A 21,129-nucleotide genomic window follows, 5' to 3' on the forward strand; every position below is an offset into this window, starting at 1 on the left:
TGCCGCCGGTTCAGTTGAGCGCGACCGCCGCCGCGGCCTCGACCGGCGAGCCTTCGAGCGCGACCGACGGCCGGCCGTCGGGGCCGACCGGCACGTCGCCGGTGAGCGTCGTGCGATAGAGCTGGCGGTCGAAGTCGAGATCGAAGATGTCGACCGGCGCGAGGTGGGCGGTCGCGCGGTTGTCCCAGAACGCGATGCTGCGCGGCTCCCACTTGAAGCGGATCGTGAATTCAGGCCGCGTCACGTGTTCCCACAGCAGTTCGAGCAGGGCCTGGCTCTCGCGCGGCGTCAGCCCGACGATCGATTTCAGGAAGCTCGGGCTCACGTACAGCGCGCGTTCGCCGGTCTCCGGGTGCACGCGCACGAGCGGATGCTCGGTCACGAGCGGGCGGCGTTCGACCGCGTCGTCGAACGCATCGGTTGCGCGCGCGCCGGCCGGCGGCGTGAAGCGATGAATGCCGCGCAGGCCGTCGACGAAGCCGCGCAGCGGCGCGGACAGCGTTTCGTACGCGCGCACGAGGTTGGTCCAGTGCGTGTCGCCGCCGTAAGGCGGGATCGTCACGCCGCGCAGGATCGATGCCCACGGCGGGTTCACGGCGGCCGTCACGTCGGTGTGCCAGCCGGTCCACGGCCGGCGCACCGGTTCGCCTTCGAAGCGGGTGGCCTTGCGGTGTTTCGCGATCGAATACACGGCGGGATGCCCGTCGACGTGCCCGAACACCGGGTGGCCGACCGTCGGCTCGCCGAACTGCGCGGAGAACGCGACGTGCTGCTCGTGCGTGAGGAACTGCTCGCGGAAGAAGATGACGCGCCATTTCAGCAGCGCGGCGCGAATCGCCGAGATCTGCGGCGTGGTCAACGGTTGCGTGAGGTCGACGCCGCGTATTTCCGCACCGATATGGGCGGACAGCGGGATCACGTCGATCGGCTCGGCGGCGGGTTCGAGTAAGGCGCTCATGCGACGCTCCTGGCGGAAGTGAACGGGGTGCGGGGCCGACATCGTTGCGCGTGCGTGCGTCGGTCCGGTGGCGGGATGGGCATGGTCGGGTGTCCGGTGGCGGAGGAGGCAGGTGCGGCGGCGCGCACGGAACGGCGCCGCCGCGTGACGCGGGCGTTATTGCAGCGTCGCGCCCGGCCCCTTCAGCACGACGCTCCGGCGGCCGTCGATGCCGACCGGCACGTCGCCGTGCACGGTCGCGCGGCGCACGACACGGCGCGCATCGCCGTAGTCGTTGATCGCGTAGTGCTGCGTCGCGCGGTTGTCCCAGATCGCGACGTCGCCTTCCTGCCAGTTCCAGCGCACGGTGTTCTCGAGACGCGTCACATGCTCGTGGAATACCTGCAGCAGGTGCGCGGAATCCTGCGCCGACAGCCCCTTGAGCCGCTGCACGAAATGCCCGAGCACGAGCGTGCGTTCGCCGGTTTCCGGATGGACGCGCACGACCGGGTGCTCGGTTTCGTAGACGGTCGACGTGAACACTTCGCGGTAGCGCTTCAGTTGCGCAGCGTCGGCATGCACGTGCGTCGACGCGTAGTCGTACGCGTTCGTATGCAGTGCCCACAGCGTGTCGGCGAGCGCGCGCAGCGGGTCGGGCAGGTTCGAGTAGGCGGCGGCCGTGTTGGCCCACACGGTATCGCCGCCGAACGGCGGAATCACGACCGCGCGCAGGATCGAGACCTTCGGGTACGCATCGACGAACGTCACGTCGGTGTGCCACGAATTGGCGCGCGCGCCGTGTGCGGAATCGAGTTCGAGCAGGTGTGCGCTGCCGTCGACGGACGGCACGGTCGGGTGGGCGACGGTCTCGCCGAAGCGGCGTGCGAACGCTTCCTGCGCGGTGTCGTCGAGGTGGTGCTGGCCACGGAAGAACAGCACCTTGTGGCGCAGCAGCGCGGCCTGGATCGCGTCGAACGTCGCGTCGTCGAGCGTGCCCGACAGCCGCACGCCGGCGATCTCGGCGCCGATCCGGCCGGCGACCTGGCGAAGCTGGAGCGGGGTGGCGGCCGTGCGCGGCGCGGCGTGCGAAGCATGCGAAGACGGGTGAGCGGCGTGCTGGACTTCGGACATCGGGAGTCTCCTGGAGTCGGGTCGGTCGAGTCTCCATTCAAGCAGGGACCGTGCGCAACCGGAACCGATGAATCGTCACAACCTTAGCGTGCGTGCGGCGCCGATCGATATGCGTCGTCGTGCTGAGCAAATCGAAGCGCCATGCGTGCTACCACGCAAGCCGCCATTCGCCGATCCGGTGCGGGCGCGGCGGGTCGATACGCTTGCCGCGCGGGTGATCGTCGCCCGGCGGTTCGCCGTCGTCGAAACCGGCGAGCACGGTGTCGCGCAGCCGCGCGAATTCCGGTGAATCGCGCCGGCGCGGGCGCGGCAGCGCGACGTCGACGATGCGCTCGATGCGGCCCGGGCGCGGCGCCATCGTCACGACACGGTCGCCGAGATACACGGCTTCGTCGACGTCGTGCGTGACGAGGATCATCGTGATGCGCTCCTGTTCCCAGATGCGCAGCAGCTCGTTCTGCATCCGCGCGCGCGTCTGCGCGTCGAGCGCGCCGAACGGCTCGTCGAGCAGCAGCACGCGCGGGCGGTTCACGAGGCCGCGTGCGATCGCGACGCGCTGCGCCATCCCGCCCGACAACTGGTTCGGATACGCATGCTCGAAGCCGTTCAGCCCGACGAGCGCGACGTGATCGGCGACCGCGCGGCGCTTCGCGGCCGCGTCGAGCGGCGCGTTGCGCAGCGCGGCCTCGATGTTCTGCGCGACGGTCAGCCACGGGAACAGCCGGTGATCCTGGAACACGATCCCGCGTTGCAGCGACGTGTCGCGTACGCGCTCGGCGCCGGCACGGATCTCGCCCGCGTAGTCGGTGTCGAGCCCGGCGATCAGGCGCAGCAGCGTCGACTTGCCGCAGCCGCTCGCGCCGACGATCGTGACGAACTCGCCGGCGCGCACGTGCAGCGACACGTCGTCGAGCACGGCGAGAGCGGCGCCGCGTTGCGCGTAGTGCTTGCTCACGTGGAGGATGTCGAGCGAATCGGAGGCGAGGGTCGTCATGGCGGTGTGAGGAAGGGGGAAAGGAAGGGGCGATCAGCGCGGCAGGTCGCCGCGCCGGGCCAGCACCTTGCGCTCGATCGCGCGCGCGATCGCGTTCAGGGCCCAGCCGGTCACGCCGACGACGATGATCCCGAACAGCACGAGATCCATCCGGAACTGCTCGCTGCCGTCGATCAGCGTGTTGCCGATCCCGCTGCCGGCGACCAGCAGGTATTCGGCGCCGAGCGTCGCGAGCCACGAATAGATCAGGCCGAGATACAGCCCGGTGAAGATCGACGGCAGCGCGGCCGGCAGGATCACGTGGCGCACGAGCTGGAGCCGCGAGTAGCGCAACGCGCGGGCGACGTCGACATACGCGCGCGGCACCGCATGAATGCCGTCGCAGGTGTGAGCGGCAACGGGCAGCAGCGCGGCGAGCGACAGGAACACGACCTTGGCGACGTCGCCGAGGCCGAACCATACGGAAATCAGCGGAATCCACGCGAACAGCGAGATCTGCTTGAACGTGTCGAAGCTCGGGCCGACCATCCGCGCGGCGATGCGCGACAACCCGAGCGCGGTGCCGAGCAGCAGCCCGCCGGTCGCGCCGATCGCGAAACCGCAGGCTTCGCGCGCAAGCGACGCGGACAGCGCGCGGCCGAGCGCGCCGCTCGTGGCTTGCGCCCATGCGGTGCGCAGCACGTCGGCCGGGCCGACGAGCAGGCCGCTGTTCACGAGGTGCGCGGACGCGATGACCCACCACAGCGCGAGCGCGACGAGCGGCAGGACGAAGCCGCGCCAGTCGGGCGCACGCAGGCGGCGGGTGGCCGTGGCGGCCGGCGGTGCGGCGTCCGGCGAAGCGGAATGCGTCACGGGAGAATCTCCTTCGGTTGCGCGGGCGGGGCGGGCATCGTGTGTGGCTCAGCCCCGGAAGGCGGACGGCACGCCGCGGCGCAGGCGCGCCTCGAGCGCGTCGAGCAGCCGGTTGATCAGCAGGCCGACCGCCCCGACGACGATCACGGCGGCCATCACGAGATCGAGCTGGAACAGTTGCCGCCCGTACACGATCAGGTAGCCGAGCCCTTCGGACGACGCGACGAGCTCCACGACGACGAGCGCGAGCCACGACTTCGTGAACGCGAGCCGCACGCCGGTCGCGAGCGTCGGGATCGCGGCGGGCAGCACGACGTGCACGATGCGCTGGCGGCGCGTGTAGCCGAATACGCGGGCGACTTCGTCGAGCGCGGGCGGTGTCTGGCGAAACCCTTGCAGCGTGCTCAGCGTGACGGGAACGAGCGCCGCATGCGCGATCAGCAGGTACTTGAGCGGTTCGCCGACGCCGACGAGCAGCAGCAGGAACGGCAGCCAGCCGAGCACCGGAATCTGCACGAGCGCGTTGAAGCTCGGCAGCACGTAGGCTTCCAGCGTGCGCGACAAGCCGAGCGCGACGCCGGTCGCGAAGCCGAGCAGCGTGCCGGCGGCGAACCCGACCAGCACGCGCTGCAGGCTGATCAGCGTGTGGCGCACGAGATCGCCGCTCGTCGCGAGATCCGCGAGCGCGTCGAACACGCGTTCCGGCGGCGGCAGGATCTGCGGCGCGATCCAGCCGCGCGCGCTGCCGACGCTCCACAGCGCGAACAGCAGCGCGGGCAGCAGCCACGGCGCGAGCCGCCACGACCACCGTTTCACGTGTGCCGCCGGGTGCGGCTGCGCGGTGAGCGCGGCGGGCGTGCGAGTGTCGGATGACGGGACGGAAAACGCGGTGTCGCTCATCGGGAAAGTCCGGGTCAGGAAAGGGGCTTGCCGGCCGCGTCGTATCGTTGCCAGTAGTTTTCGAGCTTCAGCGTGCGCAGCGCGTTGTCGAGATACTTCGGCTCGAACCAGCCGTCGACGTCGACCGGCTGGCGAATCAGTTTCAATGCGAGCGCATCCTGCGCGACGGACTTGTAGCGCGCGACGAAGAACGGATCGATCAGCGGCGACAACCGGTCCTTCAGGCGCTGGTTCGCGTAGTCGGCCTGCCACGACGAAACCGGCACGCCGCTCTTCGCCCACAGCTTGAACAGCGCGTCGCGGTTCGCCTCGTCGGACGACCATTGCGCGCTCTTCACGATCGCGGTGACGACACGCTGCACGATGTCCGGATGCGCGCGGTCGAAATCGTCGAGCACGAGCAGGTGCGTCTGGCGCGTGAACTGCGGGCCGTCGTTCTGCGATTCGTAGATGATCTTCGCGAGCCCCGCGTCGCGCAGCTTGTACAGCTGGTAGTCGCCCACCGACGCGTCGATGCCTTTCGACGCGAGCGCGGCGAGCGAGCTCGCGGCGTCGAGGTTGATCACGCGCAGGTCGCGTTCGCCGAGGCCGTTTTTCGCGAGTGCGTTGTCGGCGACGAGCTGCAGGTTGGTGCCGCGGAAGATCGACACGCGGCGGTCCTTCAGGTCCTTGATCGAGCGGATCGTGGAGTCGGGCGGCACCGCGATCTTGACGCCCGAGCGCACGCTCGCGGCGAGCAGCAGGCGCGTCTTGATTCCGTTCGCACGCGCGAGCACGGCGGGCAGGTCGCCCTGGTACGCGAAGTCGAGCGCCTTGTTGGCGATCGCCTCGTTGACGGCAGGCCCCGCGCCCTTGAAGAACAGCCATTCCACCTTGATGCCGTCTGCCGCGAACTCCTTTTCGACCTGTTGCTGCAACTGCGCGGTGGCGGCGCTCGAGCCGCCGAACGTCGGCGGATCGCCGGCGCCTTGCTGGGCGACGCCGATGCGGATGGTGGCGGGCTTGTCGGCGTGCGCGGCGGCGGCCGGCAACGCAATGAGGGACGCAATGAACAGCGATCGCAGCAGGCGCAGTGGAAGCATGAATCGACGGGTCCGGAACGTTGAGGAACAAGGCCGGGCCGCAGCCCGTCGGGGCATTCTCGATGACGTGCCGGGGCCGGACAAGAAACGATTTGAACTATGCTTATCGCCGCCTTGCGGGTTGCCGCGCCGCGCGTTCCGTTCTTTGCGGCGGAGAACCGCATTCACATGCATTGGAGATTCATTCAGGATTCCCATCATGTCGATTGCGGCCGGATGCCGAATCGGGCAATCGTCGATTTGAAAATCGCAATGGCGACGTGGATGGATTCGCGTAAGGGTCGCTGGACGAATCCGGGCGGAAAGACGGAGGCCGGTAATCGGGGAAATGTGATGCGGGCCGGTCAATTTTGCCGGGAAGTCAGGCCGGATAAGGAGAAGCGAGCCGCTGTCGATCGATCCGGCATGCTGATAAATCGAATGGAAACGGTTCGGCGGCCGGCCGGAAAATCATGCGCCGCAACAGTGGCAATGCCTGTTCCGATATGAGAACCATGCGAAATGCCGCGAGAAAAATGAAGGCAAATGAGTGATATGGCATTCATCGTTGCAGCATGAAATCCATAAATGCACTCCGACGCCAAATCATTTGAATTCGCCTGAAAAATTGTCTATACCCTAGACGAATCAGCGTGGTTGCATCGTGCGGGAAGACCGCACCATGGATGCGGGCATGCAACGGTCGAAGTCATCGTTGCGCGCCGCGTGTTGTCGTGATCGAGAGTATTCCGGGGGATGCGAACGACCCAGTGCCAGGGTCGCCCGCACGCATCGCAATGGGCGAAGGTCCTGCGCAACCGCCGGAGCAAGGGTGCGTCTTTGCGTTCAACGGTCGGTCACCGACCCGTTACACGGAGGTTGCCATGCTGCAATACGTCAAGTCCCTGCTGCGTGACGAACGCGGCGTCAGCTCGCTCGAATACGCAGTGCTGGCCGGCATCGTCGTGGTCGCGCTGGCGGCGGTCGGCGTGATCCTCAGCAGCAACACCGGCGGCTTGCCGAGCATATTCACGACGCTGATCAACAAGGTGACGAGCCTGATCTGATCCGCCGAACCCGCGCGCCACCGACGAACACCGGGATCCGCAGCGGTAGAACGTATCCGCGGCCGGTGCGTGTCGACGGACGGCTCTCCCATGCTCACGCTCGTGCAGTCGGTGGCCACGGTCTTGCTGGCTTCGCTCGCCGCGCAGGATCTGCGCGACCGGCGGCTGTCCAATCGCGTGGTGCTCGCGTTCGCGGCGCTGTATTTCGTCGCGGCGGCGCTCGCGCGCGACGGCTTCGCGCCGCTGGCCGGGCATGTCGCGATCGGCGCGGCGACGCTGGTGCTGTTCGGCGCGATGCGTCACGCGGGCTGGATCGGCGGCGGCGACGTCAAGCTGGCGGCGGCGGTATGCCTGTGGGCCGGCCCGGCACTGGTGTTTCCGGTGCTGGCGAGTGTCGGCGCGGGCGGTGCCCTGTGCGGCGTCGCGTTGCTGGTATCGCGGTCGCGGCGCGCCACGCCGGTGCACGCGATCGACGCGCGCGGCGTGCCGTACGGCGTGGCGCTCGCGCTCGGCGGCACGCTGGCCGTCTGGGCGTCGTTTCCACACACGGTTTCGCTTACCTAGCCCGGGGGACGCACGCCGCCATGCCCAAACCGCTGAGAATGGCCGTGCTCGTCGTTGCCGCCGGCATCGGTGCGTTCATCCTGCGCGAACTGTACGTCGCCGCGTCGACGCCGTCGGTGCCCGCCGAAACGGATCAGGCGCGCGTGCGGGTCGCCGCCGCCGACCTGCCGGAAGGGCTGCTGCTGCGCGACAACGATCTCGCGTGGAAACGCATGCCGCGCGCGCAGGTGCCGGCCGGCGCGTTCGTCGAGTCGCAGCCGGGCGCGGATCTGAAGGGCGCGCTGCTGCGCAACCACGTGGGCGCGGGTGCGCCGATTCGCGTCGAGAACGTGATTCCGGCCGGCGCGCCGGATTTTCTCGCGGCCGCGCTGCAACCCGGCATGCGCGCGATCTCGGTGCCGGTCGACGACGTGTCGGGCAACGCGGGGCTGATCCAGCCGGGCGACTTCGTCGACGTGTTGCTGACGCAGCAGATCGGCGGCTCGGCGACGTCGCCGGGCACGTTCGAAGCGGAGACGGTGGTGCGGCGTGCGCGCGTGCTCGCGGTCGGTTCCGAATTCCAGCGCGCGAAGGCGCCCGCGAGCGCGCCGGACGCGACGGCGCGCGCGCGCACGGTCACGCTCGAGGTCGCGCCGCGCACCGCGCAGGTCGTGCTGGTGGCGACCCGCCTCGGCTCGCTGTCGCTCGCGCTGCGCAGCTTCGCGACGAGCGACCGGCGGCAGCCGGCGGGCGGCGACGAGCAGGAGGCCGATACCCAGCCGGTATGGGCCGGCGACGTGTCGCGCGCGGCGCGCGAGACCGCACGCGAGCCGTCCGCCGGGCCGGAAGCGGGCGCGCGGCCGGCGTGGCGGAACAACGCGGTCGTGATCTATCGCGGTTCGTCGGTCGACGACGGATCGCACGGCGGCGGAACCGGCACGCCGGGCCTGCCGCCGCTGCCGTCCGGGCTGCCGTCGTGGCCGGCGATGCCCGCGGCACCGGGCGGTGCCAATGTCGCGGCGCAGGCGGGTGCGCCGCCGCCGGGAGCGACGGTGCAGTGACGGATTGACGATTCGGGCCGTCCGTCCGGCGGCCGGCATTTGACGGGAACACGCATGGTGCGCATGGTTCGTTGGATCGCTTTCCTGGGCCTGGCCTGCGGCATCGCGTCCGGGGGTGCCGCCGCGCAGGTCGCGCGGGCGCCGGACGCGGGCGCGGCGCTGTCGATCGCGACCGGCAAGGGGGAACTGCTGTCGCTGCCCGAGCCCGCAACCGCGATGTTCGTCGCCGATCCGGCCATCGCGGACATCCAGGTGCCGTCGCCGCGTACCGTATTCGTGTTCGGCAAGAAGGCGGGCACGACCACGCTGATCGCGCTCGGCGCGAACCATCGTCCGATCCTGCGCAAGACGGTGATCGTGCAGGTCGACACGGCGTCGCTGCAGGGCGTGCTCGACAGCCGCTTTCCGCAACTGAAGCTGTCGGTGTCCGGTGCGCCGGGCTCGCTGATGGTGTCGGGCAAGGTGCCGAGCGCGGCCGACGCCGACGCCGTGATGCAGTCGCTCACGCCGTACCTGCACGACAAGGAAAAGATCGTCAACCGGCTCACGCTGTCGCGCCCGATCCAGGTGAACCTGCGCGTGCGCGTGACGGAGGTGAGCCGCAACATCACGCAGCAGCTCGGCATCAACTGGAGCTCGCTGGGCGGGGCCGGCAACTTCGTCGGCGGGCTGTTCAACGGGCGCACGCTGTTCGATCCGACAACCAGCCTGTTCAACCTGTCGCCGACGGGCGCGTTCTCGGTGCTCGGCGGGTTCCGCGCGGGACGCTGGTCGATCGACGTGGTGCTCGACGCACTCGATCAGGAGGGCCTGATCACGATGCTCGCCGAACCGAACCTCACCGCGATGTCCGGCGAGACCGCGAGCTTCCTCGCGGGCGGCGAGATTCCGATCCCGGTCGCGCAGGCCGGCTCGTCGACCGGCGCGATCACGGTCGAGTTCAAGCCGTTCGGCGTGTCGCTCGATTTCACGCCGACCGTGCTCGCCGACAACCGGATCAGCCTGAAGGTGCGGCCGGAAGTGAGCGAGGTCGATGCGAACAACAGCGTGACGACCGGCGGCGTCAAGGTGCCGGGGCTCACGGTGCGGCGCGTCGAGACGACCGTCGAGCTGTCGAGCGGGCAGAGCTTCGCGATCGGCGGGCTCCTGCAGAGCCAGACGGCCGACACCGTGTCGCAGATCCCGGGGCTCGGCCGGCTGCCGATCATCGGCCGGCTGTTTTCGTCGAAGAACTTCCAGGACAACAAGACCGAGGTGGTCGTCATCGTCACGCCGTACATCGTGCAGCCGGCCGGGCCCGGCCAGCTCGAGCAGGCGATCGACACGGTCGCGCGGCCGAGCAGCGACCTGGAGTTCGCGGTGCAGCGCAACCTGGGGCTCGACCTGCTGTCGGGCGATACGCCGCGCCTCGTCGGCGCCGCGGGCTTCGTGTACTGAACCGGAGGCGCGCCCATGCGAACCCGATCGATCGTTGCCGCACTGCTGCCGCTGGGGCTCGCGGGCTGCCTGTCGGCGCCGCCGCCGGTCAACCTGCCCGATGCGCGGACGATCGGCTTCGACGGCGCGCGCGCGGTGCCGCCCGATTGCGCGACGCTGATGCAGCCGTCGCATCTCGTCGACGCGGGGTACGCGCGGCCCGGCGTGCCGTTCGGCTGCGCGACCTACTCGAACCTCGCGGCGATGCTCGCGCGGCCGGAGGATCTCGTCGCGCCCGTGCCGTACGGCGGCGCGGACGCGCAGGCCGCGGCCGACGCGGTGCGCCGCTACGTCGAGGATCGCGTGAAGCAGCCGACGCCCGGCAAGACGCTGACGACCGGCTCGCCCGGCCATTGAACCGACCCGGATGCCATCACGATGCCGCCCATGAACCTCCTCGATCGCCAGCACACCCGGCGCGCCGCGTCCGCGGGGGCGGCCGATCTCGTCGCGGTCGTCGCCGATCCGGGCAGCGAGGACGTGATACGCCGCGTCGCGCAGGAGCTGTCGATCACGCGCACCCATCTGCAGGCGGGCACCTGCGACGATGCGATCCGGCTGCTGCAGCAGTACGAGCGTTCGCCGCGCCAGCTCGTCATCGACGTGTCGGATTCGGTGCTGCCGGTGTCGGACCTGATGCGGCTCGCCGACGTGTGCGACCCGTCGGTGCGCGTCATCGCGATCGGTACGCAGAACGACGTCGGGCTGTTTCGCAACCTGCTCGGCATCGGCGTGCAGGACTACATCGTCAAGCCGCTGACCGTCGAGTTGATGCGGCGCGCGCTGACGGCCACGGAGTCGGTCGTCCAGGCGCGTACCGGCAAGGTCGTCAGCTTCGTCGGCGCCCGCGGCGGCGTCGGCGCGACCACGATCACGGTGAGCCTCGCGCGCTTCCTGGCGGGCGAGAAGCGCCGCCGCGTGGCCTATGTCGACCTGAACCTGCATGGCGGCGGCGCGAACTCGATGTTCGGGCTGTCCAGCAACAACGGGCTGATCGAACTGCTGAACATGGGGCAGCGCCCCGACGACGCGTTGTTCGAGCGCATGTTCGTCACGAAGGGCGACCGGCTGCACGTGCTGTCCGCCGAGCTGGCGTATGGCGCCGACACCCCGGTGGGCGACGAGGCCGTCGCGCGCCTGGTCGACATGCTGAAGGACCGCTTCCACTACGTGCTGTTCGACGTCGGGAGCGGCGCCGGCAAGCTGCTCGAGGACGCGCTCGTCGCGTCCGATCTCGTCCATGTCGTGGTCGACCGCTCGGTGCATGCCGCATACGAGGCCGCGCGGCTCGTGCGCTTCGTGCGGGAACTGCCCGGCGAGCGGCTGCTGTCGATGGTGCTGAACAACCCGCTCGCGCCCGTCGCGGGCCGGGTCGAGCCGGTCGATTTCGAGGAGGCGTTCGGCGGCGCGCCGCTGCACGAACTGCCGCACGAGCCGCAGACGCTCGCCGTCGCCGAGAATCTCGGCGAGCCGATCGAAGGCGCGAAGCGGCACGGCTTCGTGGACCAGATCCGGCAGCTCGCGAACGGCATCACCGGCGAGCCGATGGCCGTCGCCGAGCCGTGGTATGCGCGGCTCGTCAAGTGGAGGAAGGGATCGTGACGTTCGGTACCCGCAACCGGCCGCCGGCGAACCCCGTGCCGGCCGCGACGCCCACCGTGGCGCACGAGCCGGCACCGGCTCCGGCTCCGGCGGAAGCACCTGCGCCCGCGTCGGCATCGGCCCGGGCCCCCGTGGCGGCCGATACCCACGAGGCGCTGATCCGGTCGAGCAAGTTCGATGCGATCCGCCACGCGGTGTTCACGTCGATGAACATGTCGGCGGCGCTGATGAAGACGCGCGACGAGGTGCGCGCGGGCATCGAGCAGGTGGCCGCGCACACGGTCGAGCGCGAGCGCCTGAAGATCACGGCCGGCGAGCAGGTGCTGATCGTCGATGCGATCCTGAACGACATGTTCGGCGTCGGGCCGATCGAGCCGCTGCTGGCCGACGACACGGTCACCGACATCCTCGTCAACGGGCCCGACCAGGTGTACGTGGAGCGCGCGGGCCGGCTCGAGCTCACGTCGCTGAAGTTCCGCGACGACGCGCACGTGGCGAGCGTCGCGCAGCGGATCGCGGCGGCGGTGGGGCGGCGCGTCGACGAGAGCAGCCCGATGGTCGATGCGCGGCTCGCCGACGGCAGCCGCGTGAACGTCGTGCTGCCGCCGATCGCGATGCGCGGCCCGTCGATCTCGATCCGCAAGTTCGCGAAGCGCGACATCACGCTCGCGCGGATGGCGCAGCAGGGCAACATCTCGCATCCGATGCTGCAGGTGCTGAAGGTCGCGTGCGCGTGCCGGCTGAACATCGTGATCTCGGGCGGCACCGGCTCGGGCAAGACGACGCTGCTCAACGCGCTGTCGCAGCATATCGAGCAGCACGAACGGATCGTGACGATCGAGGATGCCGCCGAGCTGCAGTTGCTGCAGCCGCACGTCGTGAGCCTCGAGACGCGCCCGGAAAATACCGAGGGGCTCGGCGGGATCTCGCAGCGCGATCTCGTGCGCAACGCGCTGCGGATGCGGCCCGACCGCATCATCCTCGGCGAGATTCGCGGCCCCGAGGCGTTCGACGTGCTCCAGGCGATGAACACGGGGCACGACGGCTCGATGACGACGATTCACGCGAATTCGCCGCGCGACGCGATCAGCCGGCTCGAGAGCATGGTCATGATGGCGAACGCGAACCTGCAACTGCTGTCGATCCGCCGCCAGATCGCGAGCGCCGTGCACCTGTTCGTGCAGATCGAACGGATGCGCGACGGGGTGCGGCGCGTGACGCGGATCACCGAGATCGTCGGGATGGAAGGCGAGGTGGTCATCACGCAGGACCTGTTCGTGTTCCGCCAGGAAGGCGACACGACGCGCGATGCGGTGAAGGGCGTGTTCGAGGCATCGCCGTTGCGGCCGGGATTCGCGGCGCGTGCCGCGTATTACGGCGTCGAGGATGCGCTCGCGGAGGTCTTCCGGCAATGAGGGCCGCCGACCTGTTCGCGGTGGGCGGGTTCGTGACGATCCTCGCGATCGGGCTCGTGCTGTCGTCGCTGTTCGATCGCGCGAGCCATCATCCGGCGCAGCGCATCCGCGCACGGATGCGCAAGCTGTCGCCGTCGCTCGCCGGGCACGCCGGGCACGCGTCCGCCGCGCCCGGCGTCGCGCTGTTCAACCTCGAGCGCCGGCAAGGGCGCCTGCGCGCATGGCTGCAACGCCGCGTGACGCGGGTGCGCGCGGTCGGCGGCAAGGGTGGGGTGAGGATCGTCGTCGCGAGCACGATCGCCGGTGCGATCGCGGCGATCATCGCGGTGAAGCTGATCGGGCCGCCGGACTTCCTGCGTCCGCTGATCTATGCCGGGTTGCCGCTGGTCGCGATGCGCGCCAGCTACCGCGCGCTGGTCGACCGGTTCCGGGTGCGCTTTCTCGAAGCGTTCCCGGACGCGATCGACGTGATCGTGCGGGCCGTGCGCGCGGGGATTCCGGTCACGCAGGCGATCGGCATGGTCGGCGACGGCGCGGCCGAACCGGTGCGCGCGACGTTCCGTTCGATGGGCGACAGCCTGCGCGTCGGCGCGGATCTCAAGGACGTGCTGACGCAGGCGGCGGACCGGCTGATGATCGCGGACTTCTCGTTCTTCACCGTCTACCTGCTGCTGCAGCGCGAGACCGGCGGCAGCCTCGGCGAAACGCTCGACGAGCTGTCGAGCATCATCCGCACGCGCCGCGACATCCGCCTGAAGACCCGCGCGCTGACCGCCGAGGGGCGCATCACGACGAACATCATTTCGGCGGTGCCGTTCGTGATGATCGGCGCGCTGTTCCTCGTGAACCGCGACTACGTGATGCTGCTGTTCTCGACGCACGCGGGGAACACGATGCTGACGATCGCGGCCGGGTTGCTGACGGTCGGCCTGCTGGTGATCCGCAAGATCTCGAAACTGGATACCGCGCGATGACGATGTCGATGCTGGCCGCCCGCGGCTTCGAATTGCTGCTGTTGCTCGCCTGTGTCGCGGCGGCGCTCGGCAGACCCGGCGGCGGCACCCGCCAGCGGATCGCCGCGCGTGTGCGGCAGGCTGCCGGGCAGCACCCGCCGGTACCCGTGACGGGGTGGCTGCAGCCGGGCGGCGTTCGCCAGGACCTGACGCGCCGGCTCGCGCAGCTGGGCGAACGGCTGCCGGTGCTCGACCCGATGCAGCGCGTGAAGCTCGGCCTGCAGCTGACGCGCGCGGGCTTTCGCGAGCGCCGCGCGGTGTCGTCGATGATCGGGATCAAGCTGAGCTGCGGCGTGCTGTTCGCATGCGGCGCGATCGTGTTCAGCCCGCTGATTCCGCGCTTCGGCGAATACTTCGTGATCCGGGCGCTGGCGATGGTCGCCGCGTTCGTGGTCGGCGTGATCGTGCCGGAATACGTGCTCGGCGCGATGATCCGGCGGCGGCGGCGGCTCATCGCCGCGTGCTTTCCGGACGCGCTCGACCTGCTGGTGATCTGCACGATGGCCGGCAACAGCCTCGCGTCGGGCATCCGGCGCGTCGCGCACGAACTGTCGCGCATCTGCCCGCCGCTCGCCGACGAGCTGACGGTGTGCGCGGACGAGCTCACGCTGAGCGGCGACGTGTCCGCGACGCTCGCGCATTTCGCGACGCGCGTCGATTTCACGTCGGCGCGTTCGCTCGCGACGACGCTCACGCAGTCGCAGCGCTTCGGCACGCCGATCACGCAGGCGCTGCGCACCCTGTCGCGCACCGAGCGCACCGAGCAGATCGTCGCGCTCGAGGAACGGGCCGCGAAGCTGGCGCCGAAGATCACGTTGCCGATGATGCTGTTCATCCTGCCGACGGTGTGCCTGATCGCGGCGGGCCCGGCGGCGATTCGCCTGCTCGAGGTATTCAGATGACACGATCCGTCGTACGTGCGTTCGCGCTCGCGGCCGTGCTGCCGGTGCTGGCCGGCGGCTGCGCGCTGGGCATCCAGACGCGGCCGGTGCTGTCGCACAAGAGCGACGACCCGCAGGCCGAGCTGCGCATCGCGGACAGCGCGCTCGCCGGCGGCAACGTCGATCTCGCATCGACGCTGTACGAGAAGGTGCTCGCGAAGCATCCCGAATCGCTCGCGGCGCGCCTGGGGCTCGGCGACGTCAACTATCGCGCGGGCGACCTGGAGCGCGCGCGGATTCTCTACGACGAGGCGCAGCGGCAGGCGCCCGCGGAGCTCGGCCCGCGGCTCGGGCTCGCGCGCGTCGCGTTGCGGCAGCGGCGTCTCGACGAAGCCGCGCAGCGCTATCGCGACCTGCTGGCCGCGCAGCCGAACCATCCGCTCGCGGCGGAAGGGCTCGGCACCGTGCTCGACCTGCAGGGGCGTCATGCGGATGCGCAGGTCGTGTATCGCGACGCGCTGCGCGCGCACCCGGACGCGCAGGGGCTGCGCGTCGATCTCGGGTTGTCGCTCGTGCTGAGCAACCGGCCGCGCGAGGGCGTGAACGTGCTGCTCGACGTCGCCGGGCTGCCGTCCGCGCCGTGGCAGGCGCGCCAGAACCTCGCGTTCGCGTACGGCGTGCTCGGCAATACCGATTCGGCGAAGAAGCTGCTGTCCGCGGATTTGCCCGCGTCGGCGGTGGCCGACAACCTGCGTTTCTACCAGGCGGTGCGCGCGCGGCTCGCGTCGCGCGGGGGCGGTGCCGGCGGCTCCAGCGCCGCGCCGCCGATGTCCGGCGCGGCGCTGGAGCCGGGCGTCGCGCCGCCGGATGCGGGGGCCGCAAAATGACACGCGGGGCGACCGGCGCCCGCCGCGCGCGCGGCGTCGTGTCTCTCGAATTCGTGCTGATGCTGCCGTTCCTGCTGATGGTGCTGATCGGCATCATCGACACGAGCCTGATCCTGTGCGACAAGGCCGTCATCACGAACGCGAGCCGCGAGGCCGCGCGGGCCGGCGTCGTGCTGCGCGTGCCGATGCTGACCACGACGCAGATCGCGGGCATCGCGCAGAACGCGATGCAGAACAGCCTGATCACCGGCGGCACCGCGACCACCCCGGCGGTGACCGTGACGCAGGCGAACGGCACGACGTCGGGCACCGCGCTGACGGTGACCGTGACCTACACGTATACGGGGCTCGTGCTGGGTTCCGCGTTCAGCGCGCTCACCGGCCCGGTGACGGTCTCGGCGACTTCGGTGATGCTCTATGAATGACGTTCGCGCAACGCAACCCGCCGGCCCCGCGCGGCAGCGCGGTTCGGTCGCGTTGTTCTTCCTGATGTTCCTGATTCCGCTGCTGTCGTTCGGCGCGCTGGCGATCGACATCGCGTGGGTGGTCACGGTGAACAACCAGTTGCAGAACGCGGCCGATGCGGCCGCGCTCGCGGGGGCCGATGCGATGATGTCGCCGAGCGGCGGCGCGGTGAACTGGTCGCAGGCCGCGCCGGCGGCGAACGGCGTGATCGCGCGGAACTCGGCGGCCGGTGCGGCGCTGTCGACCGGCACGGTGACCACCGGATACTGGAACGTGACGCGCAATCCCGCGTCGATGCAGCCGACGACCATCACGCCCGGCACCTACGACGTGCCGGCGGTGCAGGTCACCGTGTCGCGCGCGCCCGGCGTGAACGGCGGCTCGATTCCGCTGCTGCTCGGCGGGCTGCTCGGGATTCCCGGCGCCTCCGGCAGCGCGACCGCGGTGGCGGTGCTGGCGGCGCCGGGCGGGGTGGCGGCCGGCGCGCTGTTTCCGGTTGCGATCGACCAGTGCGTGTACAACCTGTACTGGAACGCCGCGACCAACCAGCCGCTGATCAATCCGCTGACCGGCCAGCCGTACGAGTTCTCGATCACGAACGGCCAGGTCTACGGCCTGCTCTGCATGGGCGGGCAGTGGACCTCGTTCCAGTCGACCGCGACCGACACGACGACGATGGGCAACCTGATGGCGACCGGCAACCCGACGGCGCTCAACATCGGCGACAGCATCAATCTCGCGACCGGCGTGAAGGCGACGCTCTATACGTCGGTGCCGGTCGGCGCGACGGTGGTGCTGCCGGTCGTCACGCAGACCGCGACCAGCACCACCGTGCCGATCGTCGCGTTCGCGCCGTTCCATATCGACGTGTCGCTCGGCGGCACGTACAAGTACATCCAGGGCCACTTCGTCGCCGGCGTGAAGATGACGGGCGTCGGGAGCGGCGTCGGGCCGTACTACGGCGTCTACGTGCCGCCGCGGCTCGCGTTGTGAGTGCGCGGGCCGGCGCGGCGCAGCAGCACGAGGAGCGCGAACAGCGTCACGGCCGGGCCGATCTGCGGCCATTGCAGCCACGGGTTCAGGTATTCGACGATCGGCAGCAGCCACATGAGCGCGATCGCGGCCTGCTCGCCGCGCAGCCAGCCGTCCTGCCAGCCAGTCGCCAGCATGCACGCGATCGCGATGCCGAGCCACGCGAGTTCGTAGTGCCACACGTACGGGTTCGCCGCGAGCGTCGCGACCGCCAGCACGGCGGCACGCAGGCGGAGGTCGCGCGAACGCGTCCACACGATGCAGGCGGCTGCGATCGCCAGCGCCGCGATGCACGCCTGCGCGGCATACGCGAGCCCGGGCGTCAGGCCCGCGAGCCGGAAGGCGGCGAACGGTGCCGGCGACGCGAGCCAGAACACGACACCTTGCTCGAGGAGGAGCGACCGCGCGAGCGCGGTGCCGGCGACGAACCGATGGAGCGACTCGACGCCGCAGACGAGGACGCTCAATGCGGCGAACGCGGTGGTGGCGAGCGCGGCCCACGCGATCGTGCGCCATGCGCGCGTGGCGATCAGCACGAACGGGAACAGCAGCGCCAGTTGCGGCTTGGCCGACAGCAGGCCGATGCAGAGGCCGGCCCACATCGGCCGGCGGTCAGCCCAGCAGACGGCCAGCGCCGCGCACGACGCGGTCAGGAACGCGTTTTGCCCGAACATCCCGGTGACGAACACGCACGGGGCGGCGATCAGCGCGAACCCGCCGACGCGCCCTGCGCCGGGGATCGCGCCGAGGCCCGATACGCGCGATGCGGCGAAACCGAACACGGCGACACCGAACGCGACGAACAGCGGATAGCCGATCGCAAAAGGCAGCAGCGCGAGCGGCGTCACGAGCAGCAGGTTGGTGGGCGGGTACAGCCACGCGACGAGGTCGTCGCGGCGGAACTGCGGGAACAGCTCGGCGGCCAGCCGCGAGAAGGTCGGCACATCGTACGCTTGCCACGGCGAGCCGTGCAGCATCACGTACGACGCCGTCCAGAACACCGCGTAGTCGGGGCCCGGGCGCGACAAGGCGGTGGCCGGCGCATGACGGACGACGGATACCCAGATCGCGACGAACAGCGCGTAGCACGCGAGCGCGACCGCGCTGTACGCAACGACGCGGTGCGGAGTCAGCCATGCGCGGACGGGATGGTCCGCCGATCGCATCGTTTGCCGGGCGAGATCCATGCGGCGTGTACGCGGTTACTTGACGGAGACTTTGCGCGCGCCGTGGCCGGCGGCAGTCGCGGGGAGCGGCGTCCGGCGGCGGGCCGCGTGCGTGCGCTTGAGCGGGAACTGCAGCAGCTTCGACGCAGGATGCGCGGCGGCGTCCCGCTGCGCGCGGTAACGGCGCCGGACGAGATAGACGGGGCGCTGCTTCGACTCGTGATAGATGCGGCCAAGGTATTCGCCGATCACGCCGATGCCGATCAACTGGATGCCGCCGACGAACAGCATCACGGAGATGAGCGACGCGTAGCCGTGCACGGGGTTGCCGAACAGCAGCGTGCGCATGACGATGAAGGCGCCGTAGATGAACGAGAGGGCGGCGAACGCGAGGCCGATGTAGGTCCATACGCGCAGCGGCACGGTGCTGAAGCTGGTGATGCCTTCGAGCGCGAAGTTCCAGCGCCGCCATCCGGAGAATTTCGAGCGGCCGCCGCTGCGTGGGGCACGCGTATATTCGATGATCTCGGTGCGATAGCCGACCCACGCGAACAGGCCTTTCATGAAACGCCGCCGCTCGGGCAGCGCGCGCAGCGCGTCGACGACCTGGCGGTCCATCAGCCGGAAATCGCCGACGTTCTCGGGCATTTCGACTTCGGAGAGGCGGTTGTGCACGCGGTAGTAGAGCGCGGCGGCCACGCGCTGCATCAGCGGATCGCACATGCGGTCGGTGCGTTTCGCGGCGACGACCTCGGCGCCGGCGAGCCAGCGTTCGACCATCGCGGGGATCAGGGCGGGCGGATCCTGCAGGTCGGCATCGATCAGGATCACGGCGGTGCCGGCGGCTTCGTCGATGCCGGCGGTGAGCGCGGCTTCCTTGCCGAAGCGCCGGGTGAGATCGACGATGCGCACGCGCGGGTCGCCGGCGGCGATGTCGATGAGCCTGTCCAGCGTGTCGTCGCGGCTGCCGTCGTTGACGCAGACGATCTCGAAACGGATCGTATCGACCGATTCGAGGATGGGAAGGGCAGTCGCAAAGAATGCGTCGATTGTTTCCGCCTCGTCGTGGAACGGTACGACGAGCGATACCAGCGGCCTTCTGGCGTGCGCGGACATACGTCCCCCGAGAGATCCGGCTCGTGCTGCGCCGTATGGATCAGGTCGTCGTCCGCTGCAGGCCGGACGACAGGCGTTCTGATCATTGTAGGCAGGAATCGGGGATTCGTAACACGAATTGATGCGGGCGTGGTGGTGGGGCGGGCGCCAGCCTGACTTGCCGGATGCCGGCGTCGACGCTGCCCGAGCGCGACCCGGGGCGCGATTGCCGAGCGCAGCAGTCGGCACGGGCAGGGTGCCGGCGTGGTGCGCGGCTATCGGCTCACGGGGCGCGAACGAGCGCGGCGCGCGTACCGCGACTGGCAAACCGTCCACGCCGCAGCAGCATGAGTAACGCGATCGACGTCACGAGCGGCCCGATCTGCGGCAGATGCATCCATGGATTCAGAAACTCGTAAAGCGGCAGCGCCCACAGGATGGCCACGAAACCTTGCTCGCCGCGCAGCCAGCCGTCCTGCGAGCCGATGGCGATCATGCACGCGATCGGGACGCACAGCCAGGACAGTTCGTAGTGCCAGACATAGGGATTCACGGCGAGCGTCGCGATGAACAGTGTCGCGACGCGCATCCGCGCATCCTGGTGGCGATGCCAGACGAAGCACGCAGCCGCGATCGCAACCGCGGCGATGCCGGCCTGCCCAACATAGGCGAGCGCCGGCGACAGGCCGGCGAGACGAAACGCCGCGAACGGCGTCGGCGACGCAAACCAGAACGGAACGCCATGCTCGATGATCAGCGAACGCAGCGCGCCCGCGTTCTGCATGAAGAGATGGAGCGATTCGATGCCGCCTGTCGCGATGCCCAGCGCGGTGAAGGCAGTCGCAAAGGCCGCGGCCCACGCGAATGCGCGCCACGCACGCGCTGCGATCAGCACGAACGGGAACAGCAACGCGAGTTGCGGCTTGACCGACAGGAGTCCGATAAAGAAGCCGGCCAGCATCGGCCGTCGATCGACGAAATGCACGGCGAGCGCGGCGCACGTCGCAGTCAGCATCGCGTTCTGTCCGTACGTCGCGGTGACGAGCACGCCCGGACATGCGAGCAGCGCGAGCCAGCCGACACGTTTCGCGCCGGGCGTCGCCGCGAGCCCCGACACGCGCCAGGTCGACACGCCCAGCAGCACGATGCCGAGCGCGATGAACAGCGGATAGCCGATCGCATAGGGCAGCAGCGAGAACGGTGCCACCACGAGCAGATATGAAGGCGGGTACAGCCACGGCAGGAACGCATGGCCGGCCGTGATCGGGAACAGGTCGGCGAGCGCCCGCGAAAACGCGGGGACATCGTAGACCTGCCACGGCGAGCCATGGCGCATCAGATGGGACGCGGACCAGAACACCGTGAACCCCGAGCCGGGGCGGAACAGGCCCGGGTCGGTCGAGTGGAAGCCGACCCGGACCATGATCGACACGAACAGCACGCCGATCGCGAGCATGACCGCGCTGTAAAGCGCGATGCGTCCGGGCGTCAGCCAGACGCGGACAGGGCGTTCGTCAGCTTGAATCGATGAGCTGGAAATATCCATGCTGC

22 protein-coding genes are annotated in these 21,129 nt (G+C 69.7%); 13 read left to right on the forward strand and 9 right to left on the reverse strand.

Annotated elements, in window-relative coordinates:
* Positions 1 to 10: 10 nt before the first annotated feature.
* The 6 genes from ABIC51_RS17825 to ABIC51_RS17850 all read right to left on the reverse strand — a co-directional run bounded on the left by ABIC51_RS17825 (position 11) and on the right by ABIC51_RS17850 (position 5,896).
* Positions 11 to 958: a TauD/TfdA dioxygenase family protein gene (locus ABIC51_RS17825; protein ID WP_060085026.1), complete on the reverse strand. Its 948-nt coding sequence runs from the start codon at positions 956 to 958 to the stop codon at positions 11 to 13.
* Between the two features lie 156 nt (positions 959 to 1,114).
* Positions 1,115 to 2,068 (reverse strand): TauD/TfdA dioxygenase family protein, encoded by a 954-nt coding sequence (locus ABIC51_RS17830; RefSeq protein ID WP_226128846.1) that lies wholly within the window; start codon positions 2,066 to 2,068, stop codon positions 1,115 to 1,117.
* A 148-nt stretch (positions 2,069 to 2,216) separates the two neighbouring features.
* The gene (locus tag ABIC51_RS17835) at positions 2,217 to 3,062 is read right to left on the reverse strand and encodes an ABC transporter ATP-binding protein (protein ID WP_021162897.1); all 846 of its coding nucleotides are present in this window, start codon (positions 3,060 to 3,062) and stop codon (positions 2,217 to 2,219) included.
* Between the two features lie 33 nt (positions 3,063 to 3,095).
* Positions 3,096 to 3,914: an ABC transporter permease gene (locus tag ABIC51_RS17840; RefSeq protein WP_226128845.1), complete on the reverse strand. Its 819-nt coding sequence runs from the start codon at positions 3,912 to 3,914 to the stop codon at positions 3,096 to 3,098.
* Positions 3,915 to 3,962: 48 nt separating this feature from the next.
* Positions 3,963 to 4,814 (reverse strand): ABC transporter permease, encoded by an 852-nt coding sequence (locus ABIC51_RS17845; protein ID WP_124841015.1) that lies wholly within the window; start codon positions 4,812 to 4,814, stop codon positions 3,963 to 3,965.
* Positions 4,815 to 4,828: 14 nt separating this feature from the next.
* The gene (locus tag ABIC51_RS17850) at positions 4,829 to 5,896 is read right to left on the reverse strand and encodes an ABC transporter substrate-binding protein (protein ID WP_027791204.1); all 1,068 of its coding nucleotides are present in this window, start codon (positions 5,894 to 5,896) and stop codon (positions 4,829 to 4,831) included.
* Positions 5,897 to 5,995: 99 nt separating this feature from the next.
* On the opposite strand from ABIC51_RS17850, the gene ABIC51_RS17855 reads away from it, so the two are divergent.
* From ABIC51_RS17855 to ABIC51_RS17915, 13 genes are all read left to right on the forward strand, one after another.
* Positions 5,996 to 6,385, forward strand: coding sequence for a hypothetical protein (locus ABIC51_RS17855; RefSeq protein ID WP_226128844.1), 390 nt, complete (start codon positions 5,996 to 5,998; stop codon positions 6,383 to 6,385).
* A gap of 374 nt (positions 6,386 to 6,759) precedes the next feature.
* Complete coding sequence (locus tag ABIC51_RS17860; RefSeq protein ID WP_027791205.1) at positions 6,760 to 6,942, forward strand: Flp family type IVb pilin; 183 nt, start codon at positions 6,760 to 6,762, stop codon at positions 6,940 to 6,942.
* Between the two features lie 90 nt (positions 6,943 to 7,032).
* Positions 7,033 to 7,506 carry an A24 family peptidase gene (locus ABIC51_RS17865; protein ID WP_027791206.1) on the forward strand — a complete coding sequence of 158 codons (474 nt, stop codon included), beginning with the start codon at positions 7,033 to 7,035 and terminating at the stop codon, positions 7,504 to 7,506.
* Between the two features lie 20 nt (positions 7,507 to 7,526).
* A complete protein-coding gene (cpaB, locus tag ABIC51_RS17870) occupies positions 7,527 to 8,546 on the forward strand; it encodes a Flp pilus assembly protein CpaB (RefSeq protein WP_136469220.1) in 1,020 nt (339 codons plus the stop codon).
* 54 nt (positions 8,547 to 8,600) lie between these two features.
* Positions 8,601 to 9,983 carry a type II and III secretion system protein family protein gene (locus ABIC51_RS17875; RefSeq protein WP_021164088.1) on the forward strand — a complete coding sequence of 461 codons (1,383 nt, stop codon included), beginning with the start codon at positions 8,601 to 8,603 and terminating at the stop codon, positions 9,981 to 9,983.
* A gap of 15 nt (positions 9,984 to 9,998) precedes the next feature.
* The gene (locus ABIC51_RS17880) at positions 9,999 to 10,379 is read left to right on the forward strand and encodes a CpaD family pilus assembly lipoprotein (protein ID WP_021164087.1); all 381 of its coding nucleotides are present in this window, start codon (positions 9,999 to 10,001) and stop codon (positions 10,377 to 10,379) included.
* A 21-nt stretch (positions 10,380 to 10,400) separates the two neighbouring features.
* Positions 10,401 to 11,624, forward strand: coding sequence for a CpaE/TadZ family protein (locus tag ABIC51_RS17885; RefSeq protein ID WP_059694221.1), 1,224 nt, complete (start codon positions 10,401 to 10,403; stop codon positions 11,622 to 11,624).
* Positions 11,621 to 13,039 (forward strand): TadA family conjugal transfer-associated ATPase, encoded by a 1,419-nt coding sequence (locus tag ABIC51_RS17890; protein WP_226128843.1) that lies wholly within the window; start codon positions 11,621 to 11,623, stop codon positions 13,037 to 13,039. The genes ABIC51_RS17885 and ABIC51_RS17890 overlap by 4 nt, the downstream gene beginning before the upstream one ends.
* Positions 13,036 to 14,013: a type II secretion system F family protein gene (locus ABIC51_RS17895; RefSeq protein ID WP_174394376.1), complete on the forward strand. Its 978-nt coding sequence runs from the start codon at positions 13,036 to 13,038 to the stop codon at positions 14,011 to 14,013. The genes ABIC51_RS17890 and ABIC51_RS17895 overlap by 4 nt, the downstream gene beginning before the upstream one ends.
* Positions 14,010 to 14,954 (forward strand): type II secretion system F family protein, encoded by a 945-nt coding sequence (locus ABIC51_RS17900; protein ID WP_027791211.1) that lies wholly within the window; start codon positions 14,010 to 14,012, stop codon positions 14,952 to 14,954. The genes ABIC51_RS17895 and ABIC51_RS17900 overlap by 4 nt, the downstream gene beginning before the upstream one ends.
* Positions 14,951 to 15,820 (forward strand): tetratricopeptide repeat protein, encoded by an 870-nt coding sequence (locus ABIC51_RS17905; protein ID WP_354006573.1) that lies wholly within the window; start codon positions 14,951 to 14,953, stop codon positions 15,818 to 15,820. The genes ABIC51_RS17900 and ABIC51_RS17905 overlap by 4 nt, the downstream gene beginning before the upstream one ends.
* A complete protein-coding gene (locus ABIC51_RS17910) occupies positions 15,817 to 16,245 on the forward strand; it encodes a TadE/TadG family type IV pilus assembly protein (protein ID WP_021162502.1) in 429 nt (142 codons plus the stop codon). The genes ABIC51_RS17905 and ABIC51_RS17910 overlap by 4 nt, the downstream gene beginning before the upstream one ends.
* Positions 16,238 to 17,278 carry a TadG family pilus assembly protein gene (locus tag ABIC51_RS17915; RefSeq protein WP_146252652.1) on the forward strand — a complete coding sequence of 347 codons (1,041 nt, stop codon included), beginning with the start codon at positions 16,238 to 16,240 and terminating at the stop codon, positions 17,276 to 17,278. The genes ABIC51_RS17910 and ABIC51_RS17915 overlap by 8 nt, the downstream gene beginning before the upstream one ends.
* Here the strand turns inward: ABIC51_RS17915 and ABIC51_RS17920 are convergent.
* The 3 genes from ABIC51_RS17920 to ABIC51_RS17930 all read right to left on the reverse strand — a co-directional run bounded on the left by ABIC51_RS17920 (position 17,251) and on the right by ABIC51_RS17930 (position 21,124).
* The gene (locus ABIC51_RS17920; RefSeq protein WP_146252653.1) at positions 17,251 to 18,504 is read right to left on the reverse strand and encodes a glycosyltransferase family 87 protein; all 1,254 of its coding nucleotides are present in this window, start codon (positions 18,502 to 18,504) and stop codon (positions 17,251 to 17,253) included. The genes ABIC51_RS17915 and ABIC51_RS17920 overlap by 28 nt on opposite strands.
* A 15-nt stretch (positions 18,505 to 18,519) precedes the next feature.
* Positions 18,520 to 19,599: a glycosyltransferase family 2 protein gene (locus ABIC51_RS17925; protein ID WP_146252654.1), complete on the reverse strand. Its 1,080-nt coding sequence runs from the start codon at positions 19,597 to 19,599 to the stop codon at positions 18,520 to 18,522.
* 262 nt (positions 19,600 to 19,861) lie between these two features.
* On the reverse strand, positions 19,862 to 21,124 hold the full coding sequence (locus tag ABIC51_RS17930; protein ID WP_027791216.1) for a glycosyltransferase family 87 protein: 1,263 nt from the start codon (positions 21,122 to 21,124) through the stop codon (positions 19,862 to 19,864).
* Positions 21,125 to 21,129 lie beyond the last annotated feature (5 nt).

The sequence above is a fragment of the Burkholderia sp. 572 genome (assembly GCF_040545135.1).
GTDB lineage: Bacteria > Pseudomonadota > Gammaproteobacteria > Burkholderiales > Burkholderiaceae > Burkholderia > Burkholderia cepacia.